This is a genomic window from Leisingera sp. CC-HEC093 (assembly GCF_059429195.1).
Window position 1 is genome coordinate 1,697,501 of the sequence record NZ_JCAIJR010000001.1, and the last position, 16,327, is coordinate 1,713,827.

Annotated in this window: 10 protein-coding genes, 1 tRNA gene, 2 rRNA genes and 2 pseudogenes; 11 read left to right on the forward strand and 4 right to left on the reverse strand. The window is 57.0% G+C overall.

Translation table 11 applies throughout. The features are described 5' to 3' along the window. The first annotated feature begins 358 nt into the window (after window positions 1–358). The 3 genes from AC5STB_RS08175 to AC5STB_RS08185 all read left to right on the forward strand — a co-directional run bounded on the left by AC5STB_RS08175 (window position 359) and on the right by AC5STB_RS08185 (window position 3,540). Window positions 359–3,188: ribosomal RNA gene (locus AC5STB_RS08175) — 23S ribosomal RNA — on the forward strand. A gap of 115 nt (window positions 3,189–3,303) precedes the next feature. Beyond that, window positions 3,304–3,418 (forward strand): 5S ribosomal RNA (rrf, locus tag AC5STB_RS08180). Between the two features lie 45 nt (window positions 3,419–3,463). Then, window positions 3,464–3,540: transfer RNA gene (locus AC5STB_RS08185), tRNA-Met, on the forward strand. Between the two features lie 840 nt (window positions 3,541–4,380). On the opposite strand, the gene AC5STB_RS08190 is transcribed toward AC5STB_RS08185, so the two are convergent. The 3 genes from AC5STB_RS08190 to AC5STB_RS08200 are packed head-to-tail and all read right to left on the reverse strand — an operon-like array spanning window position 4,381 to window position 9,708. Next, the gene (locus tag AC5STB_RS08190; RefSeq protein WP_495442447.1) at window positions 4,381–7,764 is read right to left on the reverse strand and encodes an error-prone DNA polymerase; all 3,384 of its coding nucleotides are present in this window, start codon (window positions 7,762–7,764) and stop codon (window positions 4,381–4,383) included. Then, a complete protein-coding gene (locus AC5STB_RS08195; RefSeq protein WP_495442448.1) occupies window positions 7,761–9,239 on the reverse strand; it encodes a Y-family DNA polymerase in 1,479 nt (492 codons plus the stop codon). Before AC5STB_RS08195 ends, AC5STB_RS08190 begins: the two co-directional genes overlap by 4 nt. Then, window positions 9,181–9,708, reverse strand: coding sequence for an ImuA family protein (locus AC5STB_RS08200; protein ID WP_495442449.1), 528 nt, complete (start codon window positions 9,706–9,708; stop codon window positions 9,181–9,183). The genes AC5STB_RS08195 and AC5STB_RS08200 overlap by 59 nt, the downstream gene beginning before the upstream one ends. A 301-nt stretch (window positions 9,709–10,009) precedes the next feature. Here AC5STB_RS08200 and AC5STB_RS08205 point away from each other — a divergent pair, with 301 nt between their 5' ends. The 3 genes and pseudogenes from AC5STB_RS08205 to AC5STB_RS08215 all read left to right on the forward strand — a co-directional run. Continuing rightward, window positions 10,010–10,258, forward strand: a complete 249-nt coding sequence (locus AC5STB_RS08205; RefSeq protein WP_495442450.1) for an NIPSNAP family protein — start codon at window positions 10,010–10,012, stop codon at window positions 10,256–10,258. 190 nt (window positions 10,259–10,448) lie between these two features. Then, window positions 10,449–10,666, forward strand: a pseudogene (locus AC5STB_RS08210) (IS110 family transposase); the annotation flags it as partial. Between the two features lie 17 nt (window positions 10,667–10,683). Continuing rightward, window positions 10,684–11,067, forward strand: a pseudogene (locus AC5STB_RS08215) (hypothetical protein); the annotation flags it as partial. 12 nt (window positions 11,068–11,079) lie between these two features. Here AC5STB_RS08215 and AC5STB_RS08220 read toward each other — a convergent pair. Beyond that, window positions 11,080–11,949 carry a hypothetical protein gene (locus tag AC5STB_RS08220; RefSeq protein ID WP_495442451.1) on the reverse strand — a complete coding sequence of 290 codons (870 nt, stop codon included), beginning with the start codon at window positions 11,947–11,949 and terminating at the stop codon, window positions 11,080–11,082. 127 nt (window positions 11,950–12,076) lie between these two features. Between AC5STB_RS08220 and miaB the strand changes: the two genes are divergently transcribed. The 5 genes from miaB (at window position 12,077) to ybeY (ending at window position 16,311) form a co-directional block, all read left to right on the forward strand. After that, window positions 12,077–13,399: a tRNA (N6-isopentenyl adenosine(37)-C2)-methylthiotransferase MiaB gene (miaB, locus tag AC5STB_RS08225; RefSeq protein WP_495442452.1), complete on the forward strand. Its 1,323-nt coding sequence runs from the start codon at window positions 12,077–12,079 to the stop codon at window positions 13,397–13,399. A gap of 265 nt (window positions 13,400–13,664) precedes the next feature. Then, the gene (locus AC5STB_RS08230) at window positions 13,665–14,249 is read left to right on the forward strand and encodes an OmpA family protein (RefSeq protein WP_495444582.1); all 585 of its coding nucleotides are present in this window, start codon (window positions 13,665–13,667) and stop codon (window positions 14,247–14,249) included. A 9-nt stretch (window positions 14,250–14,258) separates the two neighbouring features. Next, on the forward strand, window positions 14,259–14,567 hold the full coding sequence (locus AC5STB_RS08235) for a hypothetical protein (RefSeq protein ID WP_495442453.1): 309 nt from the start codon (window positions 14,259–14,261) through the stop codon (window positions 14,565–14,567). A gap of 140 nt (window positions 14,568–14,707) precedes the next feature. Beyond that, entirely contained in the window at window positions 14,708–15,718 is a 1,011-nt protein-coding gene (locus AC5STB_RS08240; RefSeq protein ID WP_495442454.1) for a PhoH family protein, read from the forward strand. Between the two features lie 80 nt (window positions 15,719–15,798). Then, window positions 15,799–16,311 carry an rRNA maturation RNase YbeY gene (ybeY, locus tag AC5STB_RS08245; protein ID WP_495444583.1) on the forward strand — a complete coding sequence of 171 codons (513 nt, stop codon included), beginning with the start codon at window positions 15,799–15,801 and terminating at the stop codon, window positions 16,309–16,311. Window positions 16,312–16,327: the final 16 nt, after the last annotated feature.

Below are 16,327 nucleotides of genomic sequence, written 5' to 3' on the forward strand. Positions count from 1 at the left end.
GACTGTTTGAACGTCTGTTCTTCAGACGAAAATTGACATCGTTAAGAGAGATACAATCAACAATACTGTTGGTCGCCCGAGTGTGGGACAGACCTCAGTCAGGTGCTGATCTTCTTCGGAAGTGAGGCGAGCTTCAGAACACGTCATGTTTCCTCAGACGTCCTGGAGTATGCCTGGTTGAAACGACAGTGTTGTCCAAGTCAAGTACACTAACCCGCGCGGTCGCAAGACTGCGCAACAAGTTCCTGGTCACCGACATGACCGGGAGCGGGATAGTTTGCTTTTTGGTTCAGAATAAGGGTGCGGTTTCTTACCAGCTTCCGCACCGTGGCATGAAACACTGTCTTTTTCTGGATCAAATCAAGCGCGAGAAGGGCGTTTGGTGGATGCCTTGGCAGTAAGAGGCGATGAAAGACGTGATACCCTGCGATAAGCTTGGGGGAGCCGGGAATAGGCTTTGATCCCAAGATCTCTGAATGGGGGAACCCACCTGAAAGTCCGTTATTGTTACCCTTGGTAATCAATAATGGGTTTAACCAGGTACTTAAGGACTGAATACATAGGTCTTTAAGAGCAAACCCGGGGAACTGAAACATCTAAGTACCCGGAGGAAAGGACATCAATAGAGACTCCGTTAGTAGTGGCGAGCGAACGCGGACCAGCCGAGCCTGATGAGTGAGAAGAACATGTTGGGAAACATGGCCATAGCGGGTGACAGCCCCGTATTCTAAGCTCTGAGGGACGTATTAAGTAGGGCGGGACACGTGAAATCCTGTTCGAAGATCGGAGGACCACCTCCGAAGGCTAAGTACTCCTTACTGACCGATAGCGAACCAGTACCGTGAGGGAAAGGTGAAAAGCACCCCGGCGAGGGGAGTGAAACAGTACCTGAAACCGAACGCCTACAATCAGTTGGAGGCCCCTTGAGGGCTGACAGCGTACCTTTTGTATAATGGGTCATCGACTTGGTCTCACGAGCAAGCTTAAGCCGTTAGGCGGAGGCGCAGCGAAAGCGAGTCTTAATAGGGCGCATGAGTTCGTGGGATCAGACCCGAAACCGAGTGATCTAGGCATGGCCAGGTTGAAGGTGCGGTAACACGCACTGGAGGACCGAACCCACATCCGTTGAAAAGGATCGGGATGAGCTGTGCCTAGGGGTGAAAGGCCAATCAAACTCGGAGATAGCTGGTTCTCTGCGAAATCTATTTAGGTAGAGCGTCATCCGAATACCCCGGGGGGTAGAGCACTGGATGGGTAATGGGGCCCCACAGGCTTACTGATCCTAACCAAACTCCGAATACCCGGGAGTACTAGATGGCAGACACACGGCGGATGCTAACGTCCGTCGTGGAGAGGGAAACAACCCTGACCTCCGGCTAAGGCCCCCAATTCATGGCTAAGTGGGAAAGCAGGTGAGACGTCCAAAACAACCAGGAGGTTGGCTTAGAAGCAGCCATCCTTTAAAGATAGCGTAACAGCTCACTGGTCTAATCAAGATGTCTTGCGGCGAAGATGTAACGGGGCTCAAGCCATGAGCCGAAGCCGAGGATGCACATAGTGCATGGTAGCAGAGCGTAGTGTGACATAGTTCCATGCGTCCTTACTTTCCTGCGGGAAAGATTGGACGCAAGGAGCTTTCGATGAAGCCGGGGCGTGAGCCATCCGGTGGAGAGATCACTAGCGAGAATGATGACATGAGTAGCGACAAAGAGTGTGAGAGACACTCTCGCCGAAAGTCCAAGGGTTCCTGCTTAAAGCTAATCTGAGCAGGGTAAGCCGGCCCCTAAGCCGAGGCCGAAAGGCGTAGGCGATGGGAACCACGTTAATATTCGTGGGCCAGGAGGATGTGACGGATTGTGAAGGTAGTTCATCCTTATCGGATTGAATGGGCTGCTGATCAGTCCCTGGAAATAGCCCTCCATCAGACCGTACCCTAAACCGACACAGGTGGACTGGTAGAGAATACCAAGGCGCTTGAGAGAACGATGTTGAAGGAACTCGGCAAAATACCTCCGTAAGTTCGCGAGAAGGAGGCCCGGGTTCAAGGCAACTTGGATCCGGGGGCACAAACCAGGGGGTGGCGACTGTTTATTAAAAACACAGGGCTCTGCGAAGCCGCAAGGCGACGTATAGGGTCTGACGCCTGCCCGGTGCCTGAAGGTTAAAAGGAGGGGTGAGAGCTCCGAATTGAAGCCCAGGTAAACGGCGGCCGTAACTATAACGGTCCTAAGGTAGCGAAATTCCTTGTCGGGTAAGTTCCGACCTGCACGAATGGCGTAACGACTTCCCCGCTGTCTCCAACATCGACTCAGCGAAATTGAATTGCCTGTCAAGATGCAGGCTTCCCGCGGTTAGACGGAAAGACCCCGTGCACCTTTACTACAGCTTCGCACTGGCATCAGGATTGTGATGTGCAGGATAGGTGGTAGGCATCGAAACCGGAACGCAAGTTCCGGTGGAGCCTCCCTTGAGATACCACCCTTCGCACTCTTGATGTCTAACCGCGGTCCGTTATCCGGATCCGGGACCCTGCGTGGCGGGTAGTTTGACTGGGGCGGTCGCCTCCTAAAGAGTAACGGAGGCGCGCGAAGGTTGGCTCAGAGCGGTCGGAAATCGCTCGTTGAGTGCAATGGCAGAAGCCAGCCTGACTGCAAGACTGACAAGTCGAGCAGAGACGAAAGTCGGCCATAGTGATCCGGTGGTCCCGCGTGGAAGGGCCATCGCTCAACGGATAAAAGGTACGCCGGGGATAACAGGCTGATACTGCCCAAGAGTCCATATCGACGGCAGTGTTTGGCACCTCGATGTCGGCTCATCTCATCCTGGGGCTGGAGCAGGTCCCAAGGGTACGGCTGTTCGCCGTTTAAAGAGGTACGTGAGCTGGGTTTAGAACGTCGTGAGACAGTTCGGTCCCTATCTGCCGTGGGTGTAGGATACTTGAGAGGAGTTGCCCCTAGTACGAGAGGACCGGGGTGAACGATCCACTGGTGGACCAGTTGTTATGCCAATAGCAGTGCTGGGTAGCTATGATCGGACAGGATAACCGCTGAAGGCATCTAAGCGGGAAGCCCCCCTCAAAACAAGGTATCCCTGAGGGCCGTGGAAGACCACCACGCCGATAGGCCGGAGGTGTAAGCGCAGCAATGCGTTCAGCTGACCGGTACTAATCGCCCGATAGGCTTGATTTGATCCAGTAACAGACAGTGTTACAAAACCAATCAAAGCAAACATCCCTAACTGACTTGGACAACGTGATTGTACCGGCGCTCCCAATAAAGGCGCGCCGGAGTGGATTTTTCTCGGTTTGGTGGCTACAGCACAAGTGAAACACCCGGTCCCATCCCGAACCCGGAAGTTAAGCACTGTCGCGCCGATGGTACTTGGGCTCAAGCCCTGGGAGAGTAGGTCACCGCCAAACCTAGTAAAATCCAAAATCTCTCAATACGATATCAAACAAACCTGACGCGGGATGGAGCAGCCAGGTAGCTCGTCAGGCTCATAACCTGAAGGTCGCAGGTTCAAATCCTGCTCCCGCAACCAACACTAATTCACCTGACATATCAAAGGCTTCGGGTAAGACATCCGGGGCCTTCTTCGTGTTCGGGACTTCCGCACCCGCCGCCAGTTGCAACAGCCCGGCCAGATCCCCTCCAGCGTCAAATCCAGGCCGGTGCCCTCCGCCGCAGGCGTCAGCACGATCCGCTCCACCAATGCGCGCAGCGCTTCCTTGGCCTCTTCCATGCCTCCGGCGGAGCCAAGGCCCTTGATCAGCTGGGTGACCCGTTTGCGGTCCCGAACCGCCTGTGCAACGAACTCAGGGCCATTGTCCGAGCGGATGGCCCGCCCGGCGCATCCGCGTCCGGAACCAGCCGCACCTCTGAGCTACTCCCCAATCGTTGGACAGTTTCCGCTGGAAGAAAAAATACGGTAAGCGTTGCATCTGCCCCCATTTTGGGGCCTGACCGGGACACAAACACCTGAGATGTCAGATCAGACACTCAGCATCCTGCTCGACTTTATCCGCGCAACCCGGAATCGCTGTCCGCGATCCGTTGGAATGACTGTCCGACATGCCCGGAATGCACAGCCATGCGGCGGGTGCTTTTCGGCAGCGCCGCGAATCTTAGCGCTGCAAGCGCACGCAGCAAGATTATGGCACTTCTTCTAAGGGCTCAGAGCTGCCCGATGCCAATGCGGCAAGCTCTTTGGTGCGGGCGGAACAGAACCAGTCATCGGCAGAATTGGTCATGCCCCTGATTTTCCACCGTCTCGTTCTATGTGCGGTCGTTCGCGTTTCAGGAACCGACCTTTGGCCGCAAGCGGCGAAACCTAGCAGTGAGCCCCATTCGCCGACTTTCTGCATTGCGGCTAATGTGTAGTTTAATGAAAATCTCGACTTGGAAACAGGTGTTTCGCTTGATCGCGGGGATGCATGGCCTGTGCCGGATAGCGAGCATTTTTCGGTGTGTCGTCCGTACGTGCCCCTTCTGTGGTCAGAGATTCCGGTTGTGGATGGCCCAATTCGGAGAGCGCATAGGACAGGTCCTGCACATCCTGCCCGATCAGATGCACAACACTGCCTTCGCGTTGTAAATAGCCTGTGACGCGCAGCAACCGCCCCCCCATGATAATCCGCCGGAAGCGTTCATAAACCTTCGGCCAGACCACGACATTGCTAACGCCGGTTTCATCTTCCAACGTTAGGAAGATTACTCCAGAAGCTGTCCCCGGGCGTTGCCGAGTGATCACAAGACCGCAGACACTGTAGCGGCCCAAGGCGATATCTGACAATGCCGCATGGGTGACGAGGCCTGGAAGTGCAGGGCGCAATAATTCCATCGGATGCGCGCGCAGGGATAAACGGGTCGAAACATAGTCTTCCACGACCTCTTCGCTTAAGTGCATATTGGGCAGCCGAACATTTGGCTCGTGGGTCTTCTCGCCATCAATCGGATCATTAAAAAGCGGCAAGGGCTTGGGGCTTTGAATGGCTTTGACTTTCCAAAGCGCATCGCGGCGGTTCAGCCCTGTCTCAGAAAATGCATCCGCTTCTGCCAATCGTGTAAGAACATCAGGATGCACGCCAGATCGCAGCCATAATGCCTCTGGGTCAGGATACCCATTGTTCCGGGCAGCCACGATCCAGTCTGCATCTTCTTCTTTAAAGCCCCTGATCTGACGGAAACCAAGGCGAAGCGCTAGGTCACCATCTGGACGGCGTTCCAGTGTATTGTCCCATTCCGAATGGTTCACGCAGACCGGGCGGGTTTCCACACCATGTTCGCGCACGTCCCGCACAATCTGAGCTGGGGCATAAAAGCCCATCGGCTGGGAGTTCAACAAAGCGCAGGCAAAGATCGCCGGGTGATGGCATTTCAACCAAGCCGAGACATATGCCAGCATGGCAAAGGCAGCAGCGTGGCTTTCAGGGAAGCCGTAATCAGCAAACCCTTCGATTTGACCAAAGCAACGTTCCGCGACCTCCTGCGAATAGCCATTGTTCAACATACCGGTGATGAATTTTTCCCGATAGGTTCCAATCGTACCCATACGCCGGAACGATGCCAGAGAGCGGCGCAGGTGATCTGCTTCTTCCGGGGTAAAGCCTGCACCGACCACAGCGATTTGCAACGCTTGTTCCTGAAAAAGCGGCACCCCTAACGTGCGTTTGGTCACTTCTTCCAACGCTGGTCCAAAAGGTTCAGGTTTTTCAAACCCATTGCGCCGCCGGATATAGGGTTTCACCATATCGCCTTGAATGGGACCGGGACGGACAATGGCGACCTCAATCACTAGATCATAAAACTCGCGCGGCCGCATTCGGGGCAGAAAGTTCATCTGTGCCCGGCTTTCCACCTGAAAGACGCCAACTGCATCGGCACGGCAAAGCATATCATAGGTAGCTTCATCCCCTTGGGGGATAGAAGCAATGCTGTGGGTGATATTATTATGTCGCTGCATCAGCTCAAAGCTTTTGCTTAGACAGCTCAGCATTCCCAAGCCCAGCACATCCACTTTCAAGATACGCAACGCATCGATGTCGTCCTTATCCCAGCAGATCACGGTCCGGTCTTCCATCGCCGCATTTTCAATTGGGGCAAGTTCATCTAGCCTCCCGTGCGTAATGACAAAGCCGCCAACATGCTGAGAAAGATGACGAGGAAAGCCGATGATTTCGCTGATCAGGTGAATAGTTTGCATCAAACGGCGGTCGCCTGGATCAAGGCCAAGCTCCCGAATACGGTCCAGATCCACACCGCCATTCGACATGCCCCAGATTTGCCCAGACAGCCCTGCGGTTACATCTTGGCTAAGGCCCATGACTTTACCCACCTCCCGTATTGCGGCGCGGGAGCGAAAGTGAATCACAGTGGCGCACAGACCTGCGCGTTCCCGGCCGTATTTTTCATAAATCCACTGGATCACCTCTTCGCGCCGTTCATGTTCAAAATCCACGTCAATATCTGGCGGCTCGCCACGGTGCTTGGATACGAACCGTTCAAAAACCATAGCGATCATGTCAGGGCTGACATCTGTGATACCCAGCAGGTAACAAAGAATGGAATTGGCGGCAGAACCGCGCCCCTGACACAGGATGCCCTTTGACTTGGCGAACTGCACAATGTCATGCACGGTCAGGAAGTAGGCAGGAAAGTTCAGCTCCTTAACCACGGCCAGCTCTTTCTCCATCAACTCAAGCGCCCGATCCGGTGGACCTTCAGGATAGCGACGCTTTAGCCCTTCTTTTGCCAGGCGTTCCAAACGTTCCTGTGGTGTTTCCCCTTCGCTGTCCTCATGCGGGTATTCATAGGACAGTTCGCTAAGGTCAAAGCTGCATTTGCTGGCAATCTCTAATGTTCGCCTTAGTGCAGCGGGATGATTCCGAAAGACACGTGCCATATCTGTTCCAGCTTTCAGGCGGCGCTCGCCATTGGGCAAAGCACGTGTCCCGATTTCATCAATCGTGATATGTTCGCGCATGCAGGTCAGAACATCGGCCAGTTGGCGGCGATTGGCGCGGTGCATTAACACATCCCCAACGGCCACCATTGGGGCAGAGGTTCTTTGCGCCAGTTGGGCACAGGCTGCCAAATAGCCTTGATCACTGCCATCATACCGTGGGGCCGCCCCGAGAAAAACATGCCCCGGAAAATGGCGGGCAAGCATTCGAATATCCGCAGTGGCCTCGTTTAATCCTCTCCGTGGCAAGGCCATCAGGATCATGCCTTTGCAAGCCACAATCATATCCTTGGTATAAAGAGTGCATTGCCCTTTTTCTGCACGCCGCTTGCCAAGTGTCAGTAGCCGCGTCAGCCGTTTGTAAGCGGCCCGGTCTCGTGGCAAAGCAACCCAATCCACCAAGCTATCCTGCAACACTAAACGGCAGCCCACGATCAACTTAGGCAGCCTTGCCGCGATAGGTTTTTCTAGCGGCATGTGCTGGGTGGCCTCTTGGCGTGAGGATGAATCCACTCGTTTGTGAGAGCGAATTGCTAAGCTTTCCTGCGTTTCTTTCTTGAGTTGCTTTAAGGCGCTCCAGGCGCGCACCACCCCTGCCAAGGAATTCTGATCAGTAATGGCCAGCGCGGGCAGCCCCAATTCTGCTGCGCGCACCACCAGTTCTTCGGGATGAGAGGCACCGGTCAGGAAAGTGAAATTCGTAGTGACGCAAAGTTCAGCATAGCCCTTGCTGTATATTTGGGTTTCCAGAAGCTCACGCTGGAAGGCCTCGACCGGGCGATGGGTGCGGTTAACCTCGATCATGCGAATTCCCCCTGCACGAACCAGCCCGGGTTTTGCGGCGTGTAAAACAGCCAAAGCCTGCGCCCTTGGATGGTCTCCACCCTCCAGTAATCGCGCATGCCTGAGCGCCAGTTGTCATCCTCCAGCCACCATTCCGGGGTAATGCGTTCAGGCCCCGTGGCGCGACCAGTGGTCAGAAACATCCTCCGCCATCTAAACCGGCTCGGCGGCTGTGTTCCGCTGGCTGCAATCGGTTCTGGTGGGAACAGGCAGATCGGGCGTGGCTGCTGGCTGCTCCATCCGCTTGCGGGCTCAGAGTATGCCGTTGGGGTCATGATGAAACTGCGTTCCGGTATATGGCTATCAGCTGGTAGAAATCGCTGGATATTCTCCAACCCAATCCGTGTGCCCAACCGAGAGATCAGATCATCCAGCTTATCCTTCCCACGATCGGAAACATGACTGAGCTGTTGCACAGGCAGTGGTTCCACCTGTGTTGCCTCAAGCCTCAGCATATCAATACCAAAGCCCGCATCAATTTCTGCCAAACCGCGCTCAAAGAGAGGGAGAATGCGACGCGGATCACGTAGCGGACGGGCCAGACGCAACTCGACCTTCTGGTGGTCCTGATCTACGCGGCGCAGGGTCAGACAGAGTTGCCGCCCGCCTGCTTCCTGCGCTTTGAGTTTGCTGCAAAGCTGATCAAGAAGCCGTCCTGTGCCGGCCATAACATCCGATAGCAGGCCGATTGGTTCTGGTAGGGTCATCCGTACCGCATAGTGCGGTGGAGCAATACGGGGAGAAATATCTTCGGGTTGTTTCCCTAATGCCTGATCCAACCGCCGCAACAGGACTGGCCCAAAGCGTCGATTTAGCGGCGCACGCGCGGCCTGTGCCAGGTCCCCAATGCGGCGCAATCCCAAACGTTGCAATGTGATCGATATCTTTTCATCAATCCGCAAGGCGGCAACCGGCAGGGTCTTTAGTGCAGCAAGCATGTCGCCAGATTGGGCAATGCCTTCGCCGTAACGGGCTAAGGCCCAGGCCGCTCCACGTGTATCAGCACAACCAATCTGCACGGACAGCCCGGCCTGCATCAGGCGGCTCTGCAGATCCGCTAGCATGATGTCTTCCCCCCCGAAAAGATGGGCGGACCCGGTGATATCCATCACCAGCCCATCTTCTCCTTCTAGACCGACCCAAGGGCAGTAACGTGTGGCCCATCGGCACAGCAGGCAAAGAAACCTTTGGTCCTGTTCAGGCTCCGCCACACGACTTTGCAGGCCCGGACAAAAGGCACGGGCATCTGCATAAAACATGCCCTGCTTCAGCCCCTGTTGAAACGCGGCCATATTGAGACAGTAAATGCGGTTGGCGTTTTTCTGTTTGAGCGTCAGTACAAACGGCCCATCCACCGGACATCGCCGTAGAACCCGGTCACTTGCGAGGCGGGGGAACCATAACGAGACGACGCGGCGCTCTATCCCATCGAACATGCCAGACACCCAATGTTCCTGATTTGTTCTTTATAAGTTCCCATTTTTGCAGAGTCGAGTCCTGCGCAGTTTGGCCTGCATCAAAAGCTGGCGTGCAGCGCCATCTTGTTTCGGCGGCGGTGCTTCCCATCCCCTCAGGAATAATCGCTAGTCCGGTGGATTTTCCATCCCGCGCCGCAAGCTGAAGCCGCCGCCCTTCAGTCAAACCCGAGGGTTGGCTCATTTGCATCACAACCAACGAAACCGCGCCTGATCGCAGGGCCTCTTCAGCAACCGCAAGTGTCTCTGTCTGGTTCTTTGTGAGGCAAATGGACAGGTTTTCTGGGTTGGTGATATCTGCAAACCCAGCCGGGTTTATCTGCATGGTGTCCCAATTTTCGCGAATCCACATCACGGAACCCCGCAACTGAACCGCAAGCGAAAGGGCAAACAAAATCGCCCCCGCCCCACACACCTCATGCGTGCGCAACTTAGCAGGTGGAAAGAATGGGACTTCCGAATATTGCACAAAGAGAATGTATCGGGAAGCACATGCGCCACACAATACCGGACATTGAATTTGTTATGGCGAACGGCAGCACGGTCCAAAGGTTTGTGGCTGCAGTCAGCGTGAGCTGCAGCGGCGATAAATCTGACAAGGAGGAAAGCGCGGGCGGATTTCGTTTCTATGGGGATTGCGGTTCAGGGGCTGGGAAGTCGATGCGCTGAACACACCCCTGCCCCGGACACGGTGGTGTTTCACCCGTCGATGGCGGAGGCCTATCCGCTATGTGATCGACTCAAATCAGATAGAAGCACTCGAGCGTTATGCGAGAGCCTGGATACCTCTGGTCGAGCGGTTTGGCGGAAACCACCTTGGATATTTTCTGCCATCAGAAGGGGCCAACAACATAGCCTATGCACTGTTCACATTCGGTAGTCTGTCAGAGTATGAGGCATACCGGCTGGGCAGCGCGGACGATCCCGAAGGCGTCGCCGCCTTTCAGATATCACAAGAAACAGGCTGCATCCTGAGCTAGTAGAGAACATTTCTCAGGCCGGTGTCGTGAGGTTTGCTAGTCGTCAGTTTCTGCAAAGCAGACACCGTGCGAAAATTGGGAAAGTCCCGCACCCTGTGAATTGATCTATTCGGTTTTGATGATGTGACCGCCCGCCGACGGCATCAATATGCCAAGGTGGGTCTGCAACGATCCATAAAGGAGAGCGCTCATGTCGGAGATTATCACGGCCGGGCTCGATCTGGCTAAGAATGTGTTTCAGGTCCACGGGGCAAATGGAGCGGGGCAGCCTGTTCTGCGCAAGAAATTGCGGGGGAGGATCGGGTGCTGGCTTTCTTCAGTGCGTTGCAGCCCTGCGTTGTCGCGATGGAAGCCTGTGGCGGCGCTCACTTCTGGGGCTGTGAGATTGGCAAGTTGGGCCACGATATCCACCGCTGCACAAGTTGCACAGCAACCTCAGCTCATTGCTGAGCAGCCTGCCGGATGCCGGTTGGCTGCTCGGGGACCGCGGATATGATGCCAACTGGTCCAGAGAAGCGTTGAAAGACAAAGGGGTACGCGCCTGCATCCCTGGCCGGAAGCAGCGCAAGAAAACCGTCAAGCACGACAAGCGCCGATACAAACGGCGCAACCGCCCCTCTCGTGACCTTGCTGCGCAATGCACTGCCGGACAGTGATGCGAGATCATGTTCGGCAGGCTCAAGGATTGGCGGCGTGCGGCAACCCGATATGCCCGCTCTCAGCGATGCATTGCATCGCCTGCCGGCAATGGATGCCCGAAGGTCTTCCTCTCAGCCATCGCCCTCGCCGCAACTGTCATCTACTGGCTATGGGTCCTGAGCCTAGAACCACTGCCCAGGCTCCATCAGCCCCAAGTCGAGAAGCTGGCGCGAATGCCATTCGAACGGTGCCGAATTGTGCCAGCGGAAGGTGTCGATATCAAAGGTGGAGCCGGGATTGCGTTTGAGCGCTTTGGCGGTGCGGAAGGAGCAGACCGCGGCAGTCAGGTTGTGATGCCAGGGGCAGGCGTAGGTATTGTATTCCTGATCGTTGAAAGTGTGGTCCGTTTGCAACTCAAGCCTCGGCTTGGCACGGAACATCGAAATGCGGTCAATTTTGCGGCTGCTGGCCGGGATGTGCTCCTCAAACCGCCATCGCACGCCGCCGAAGAAATCCAGCTGCCGCTCCCGCGGGTGTCCTGTTGCGGGATCCCGGCGCGACTGGGCATAGTATCCCGATTTGTCGAGAAAGGCGTCCTCCAGCGAGACGGCGCCGGGACAGGCCGCCAGATCGCCAGCATAAAGGTCAATCACATAAGTGAGCATCGCATCGCGGCGCTCTTCTGTGTGAAATGCCAGCATCTCGCCAACGCCGCGGGCTTCGCAGAACGGGTAGAACAGATACTCGGCGTTGTAGCAATAATAGAGCCAGCATCCCGGCTCTGCCGCCGCGGCCACGGCATTGACGGCGCCGGTTACCGCCTCTTGCGGGCCGCAGTCAAACGGCACCCGGTGCACTTTGGCACGCACATCCTGCGGCAGGTCAAAGGCATCCGGCATCAGGGCGGCAACCGTCTTGAAGCCGCTTTGAAGGTGGTGGCGCAGGGTAGTGGCTATTTCCACTTCGTCTTCGATAAAGATCAGGGCCACCGGCCCCTTGGCCAGCAGCGGTTTTGCGTCCTTCAGAAAATTCTGAAGCGAAGAGTACATCATGCCCGGCTGCCTCCGCCTTTCTGGCCTTTGCAGCCAAAATCGGGTAAATCCAGCCTCATTGCAAGCCGCGGCGATTGCCTGTATTGCAAGCCGCTGTTTACCCACCCAGGCTGGAAGGCTGACCCGTATGAGCGCCCCGAAGAAGCTGTTTATCAAGACCTATGGCTGTCAGATGAATGTCTACGACAGCGAACGCATGGCTGAAGCGCTGGGCGGAGAGGGCTATGTCGAGACGAAGTCGCCTGATGACGCCGACATGATCCTGCTCAACACCTGCCACATCCGGGAGAAGGCGGCGGAAAAGGTCTATTCCGAGCTGGGCCGCTTCAAGGGGCTGAAGGCAGAGAAGCCGGACCTCAAGATCGGTGTCGCAGGCTGCGTGGCCCAGGCCGAGGGCGAGGAGATCATGCGCCGCCAGCCGCTGGTAGATCTGGTGGTCGGCCCGCAGAGCTATCACCGCCTGCCGGAGATGGAAGCCAAGGCGCGCGAAGGGGAGAAGGTGCTGGACACTGATTTTCCGGAAGAAGATAAATTCGAAAAGCTGAAAAACCGCCCCAAGGCCAAGCGCGGCCCCAGTGCTTTCCTGACCGTTCAGGAAGGGTGCGACAAGTTCTGCGCCTTTTGCGTTGTGCCTTATACCCGCGGTGCCGAGGTGTCGCGCCCAGCCGACCGCATCCTTCGCGAGGCGCAGGAGCTGGTGGAGCGCGGTGTGCGCGAAATCACCCTGCTGGGCCAGAACGTGAACGCTTACCATGGCGCCGGCCCCAATGGCGACCTGACCCTGGCGCAGCTAATCTGGGAACTGGACAAGATTGACGGGCTGGAGCGTATCCGCTTCACCACCAGCCACCCCAACGACATGCAGGATGACCTGATCGAGGCGCATGGCACTTGCGCCAAGCTGATGCCCTATCTGCATCTTCCGGTGCAGGCAGGCTCCGACAAGATCCTGAAGCGGATGAACCGCTCGCATACCGCTGAAAGCTACATTCGCCTGATTGAGCGCATCCGCGCCGCGCGTCCGGATATTCTGATCTCCGGCGACTTCATCGTCGGCTTCCCGGAAGAGACAGAAGAAGATTTCCAGGCCACCATGGATCTGGTGGAAGAGGTGAAATACGGCACCGCTTATTCCTTTAAGTACTCCACGCGCCCTGGCACCCCGGCGGCGGAACGGCCCCAGGTGGATGCCGCAGCAGCAGATGAACGGCTCCAGCGCCTGCAGGCGCTGCTGTCCCGCCAGCAGCGCGAAGTGCAGGACAGCATGGTGGGCCGCGAAGTGGGCGTGCTTTTTGAGAAGGCAGGCCGCTTGCCGGGCCAGATGGTGGGCAAATCTGATTATCTGCACGCTGTGCATGTTGCCGATTGCAGCCGCCAGGCGGGCGATCTGTCGCGGGTGCGTATCGTGTCTTCCGGCGCAAACTCCCTTGCGGGTGAATTGATCGCCTGATTGAGTGGCTGGGCCGCAGGCACCGCGGTCCGGCCGCAAGCGGGCCTCCCGTCTGAGCGGGGCGCAAGTGAGTCTCTATTGCATCATTTTTCAGGACAATTTACGTCAAATGCCCAGAGTGTTTGGGCAGGGCGGTTAATCCGTGCGGAAAATCGGCAAATTTCCCGGGTACGCTTAACCTCTTTCAGGTAAATTGGCTTTTATGGACTTAGCGGTGGCTGCTTGCCGGCGGCGTACACCCCGGGGGAACTTAGGTGAAGGATTTCTGGCTGTGCCGATACTCAAACTGAACAAGGCGATTGCGCTGGCTGCCGCTGCCACGGCGGCGTTCGGCATCGCTGCTGCACCTGCAAGTGCGCAAACCCAGCAGCGGGCTGTTGCAGGGGAACGCTACGTGCCCACCATCTGGGTTGACCCGGATGGCTGCGAGCATTGGGTGATGGATGACGGGGCCGAAGGTTACATGACCCCGCACGTCAAACCGGACGGCAAGCCGGTCTGCCGCCGCGGCAATATCTGCGGGGTGATGCCGACTGACCAGTTCTTTGCCACTGACAAGCATTTCATCAATGCCGCCGGCAAACAGCGCCTGCGCGAGTTTTTTCAGCAGGCGAAGAGCAACGGCGCGCGCTCCTTTATTGTCGCCGGCCACACCGACAGCCGGGCGCCGGATGAATACAACATCCGCCTGTCCAAGCGCCGGGCGAATGCAGTGGCCACGGTTGGCCGTTCGGCTGGCGCGCGCATCGCAGGCGTCCGTGCCTATGGTGAACGTGACCCGCGCGTGCCAAACACCAGCGCCGGCAATATGGCGCAGAACCGCCGCGTCGAAATCTACTGCCTGCGCTGAGGGGGAAACATGACACGTTTTTTACACGCCGTTGCCGGCCTGGCTGCCGCCGCAGCCGTTTCGGCCTGTGCGCCGACTGCCGATAAAACCACCGACCAGCATATTGGCGACGGCAAATCGTTGGACCTGTCGAACCTGACAGCGGGCATCTGGATTGACCCGAACGGCTGTGAACATTGGATTATCGACGACGGCCTGGAAGGTTACGCCGACCTGCGCCGCACGCCGGATGGATTGCCGGTCTGCAACAGCGACCTGCCTCCCACACTGGCAACCGGCCCGTTCAAAGCCGGCTCCACCTTTGGTGATCCGCTTTGACAACAGTGATCAGTTTGCAATTCAGCCGCCTTCAGGGGCGGCTGTTTTGTTTCAATTAAGTGATTTTATGAAGCACCTGCTTGCGCAAACGGCACGGCGGAGGCAGACTGAAAGAGCAACGCCAGATTGAGGAGATCAGCTTGGCCATCAGCGCCCTGAATGACCCGCAGACCCAGACCGCAACCCACGAAGTGCTGCTGGAATTTCCTGACAACCGATTGCTGATCGACCTTTGCGGCGAATATGACCGTAACCTCGCTGATATCGAACAGAAACTGGGCGTGCAAATCGTCCGAAGGGGCAATCAGCTGTCCGTAATGGGCGAGGATTCTGCGCGCGAACAGGCAGCGGGCGTTCTGACAGCGCTATATGACCGGCTGGAAACCGGCCGCAGCGTCGAAAGCGGCGACATCGACCGGGAACTGCGGATGGGGCCGGACACCGATGACACCGAACCCGATGGCCAGCTGCAGATGTTCCGCGGCGGCCGGGTGGAAATCAAGACCCGCAAGAAACTGGTGGAACCGCGCACAGAAGCGCAGAAGGCTTATGTGCAGTCTCTGTTCGAGCACGAACTGGCCTTTGGCATCGGCCCGGCGGGCACCGGCAAGACCTACCTTGCCGTGGCGGTGGGGGTCTCCATGTTCATCACTGGCCATGTCGACCGCATCATCCTGTCCCGGCCGGCAGTGGAGGCTGGGGAAAAGCTTGGCTATCTGCCTGGCGACATGAAGGACAAGGTCGATCCGTACATGCAGCCGCTATACGACGCGCTGAACGACTTTCTGCCTGGCAAGCAGCTCGCCAAGCTGATTGAGGACAAGCGGATTGAGATCGCGCCGCTGGCCTTTATGCGCGGCCGCACGCTCTCCAACGCCTTCGTTGTGCTGGACGAGGCGCAGAATGCCACCACTATGCAGATGAAAATGTTCCTGACCCGCCTGGGCGAGGGTTCGCGCATGGTGATCACTGGCGACCGTTCGCAGGTGGATCTGCCGCGCGGGGTGCAGTCGGGGCTGGCCGATGCTGAAAGGCTGCTCAAGTCGATCCCCAAAGTCAGCTTCAATTACTTCACCGCCCGCGATGTGGTGCGCCACCCGCTTGTGGCGGCGATCATCGAGGCGTATGACGCAGATTCGAAACCTGCCTGACGTATAGACACCGCCGGGCTTCATCTTTGTGAAAATACTCCGGGGGTGCGGGGGCCGGCCCCCGCATGTGCAGCCGTATCATGACGCTCGACATCACCATCGAAGACAGCCGCTGGCAGGAAGCAGGGCTTGAAGCGCTGGCCGAACAGTCCATTGCCATTGTTCTGGATCATTTCGGCCTGGCGTCCAGATTGTGCGAAATTTCGCTCTTGGCCTGTGATGATCCGCGCATTGCGGATCTCAATGCCGAATTCCGCGAGAAACCCGCCCCGACCAACGTTCTCAGCTGGCCGGCTGAGGAGCTTTCGGCAGAAGAGGATGGCGGCACGCCGCGGCTTCCAGAGGTTGATTTTACAGGAGAAATCCCGCTTGGCGATATTGCTGTCGCATACGGCACCTGCGCGCGGGAAGCTGCGGAGGCGGGTAAGCCCCTGGCTGATCATACCCGCCATCTGATTGTTCACGGAATGTTGCATCTTCTGGGCTATGATCACATCCGTGACGGCGATGCCGCATTGATGGAGGGGATTGAGGCCGTGCTACTTGGCAAACTGGGTATCGCGAACCCATATATGACTGAGGACGCCCCGTAAGCGGGGTTTTTGGAAT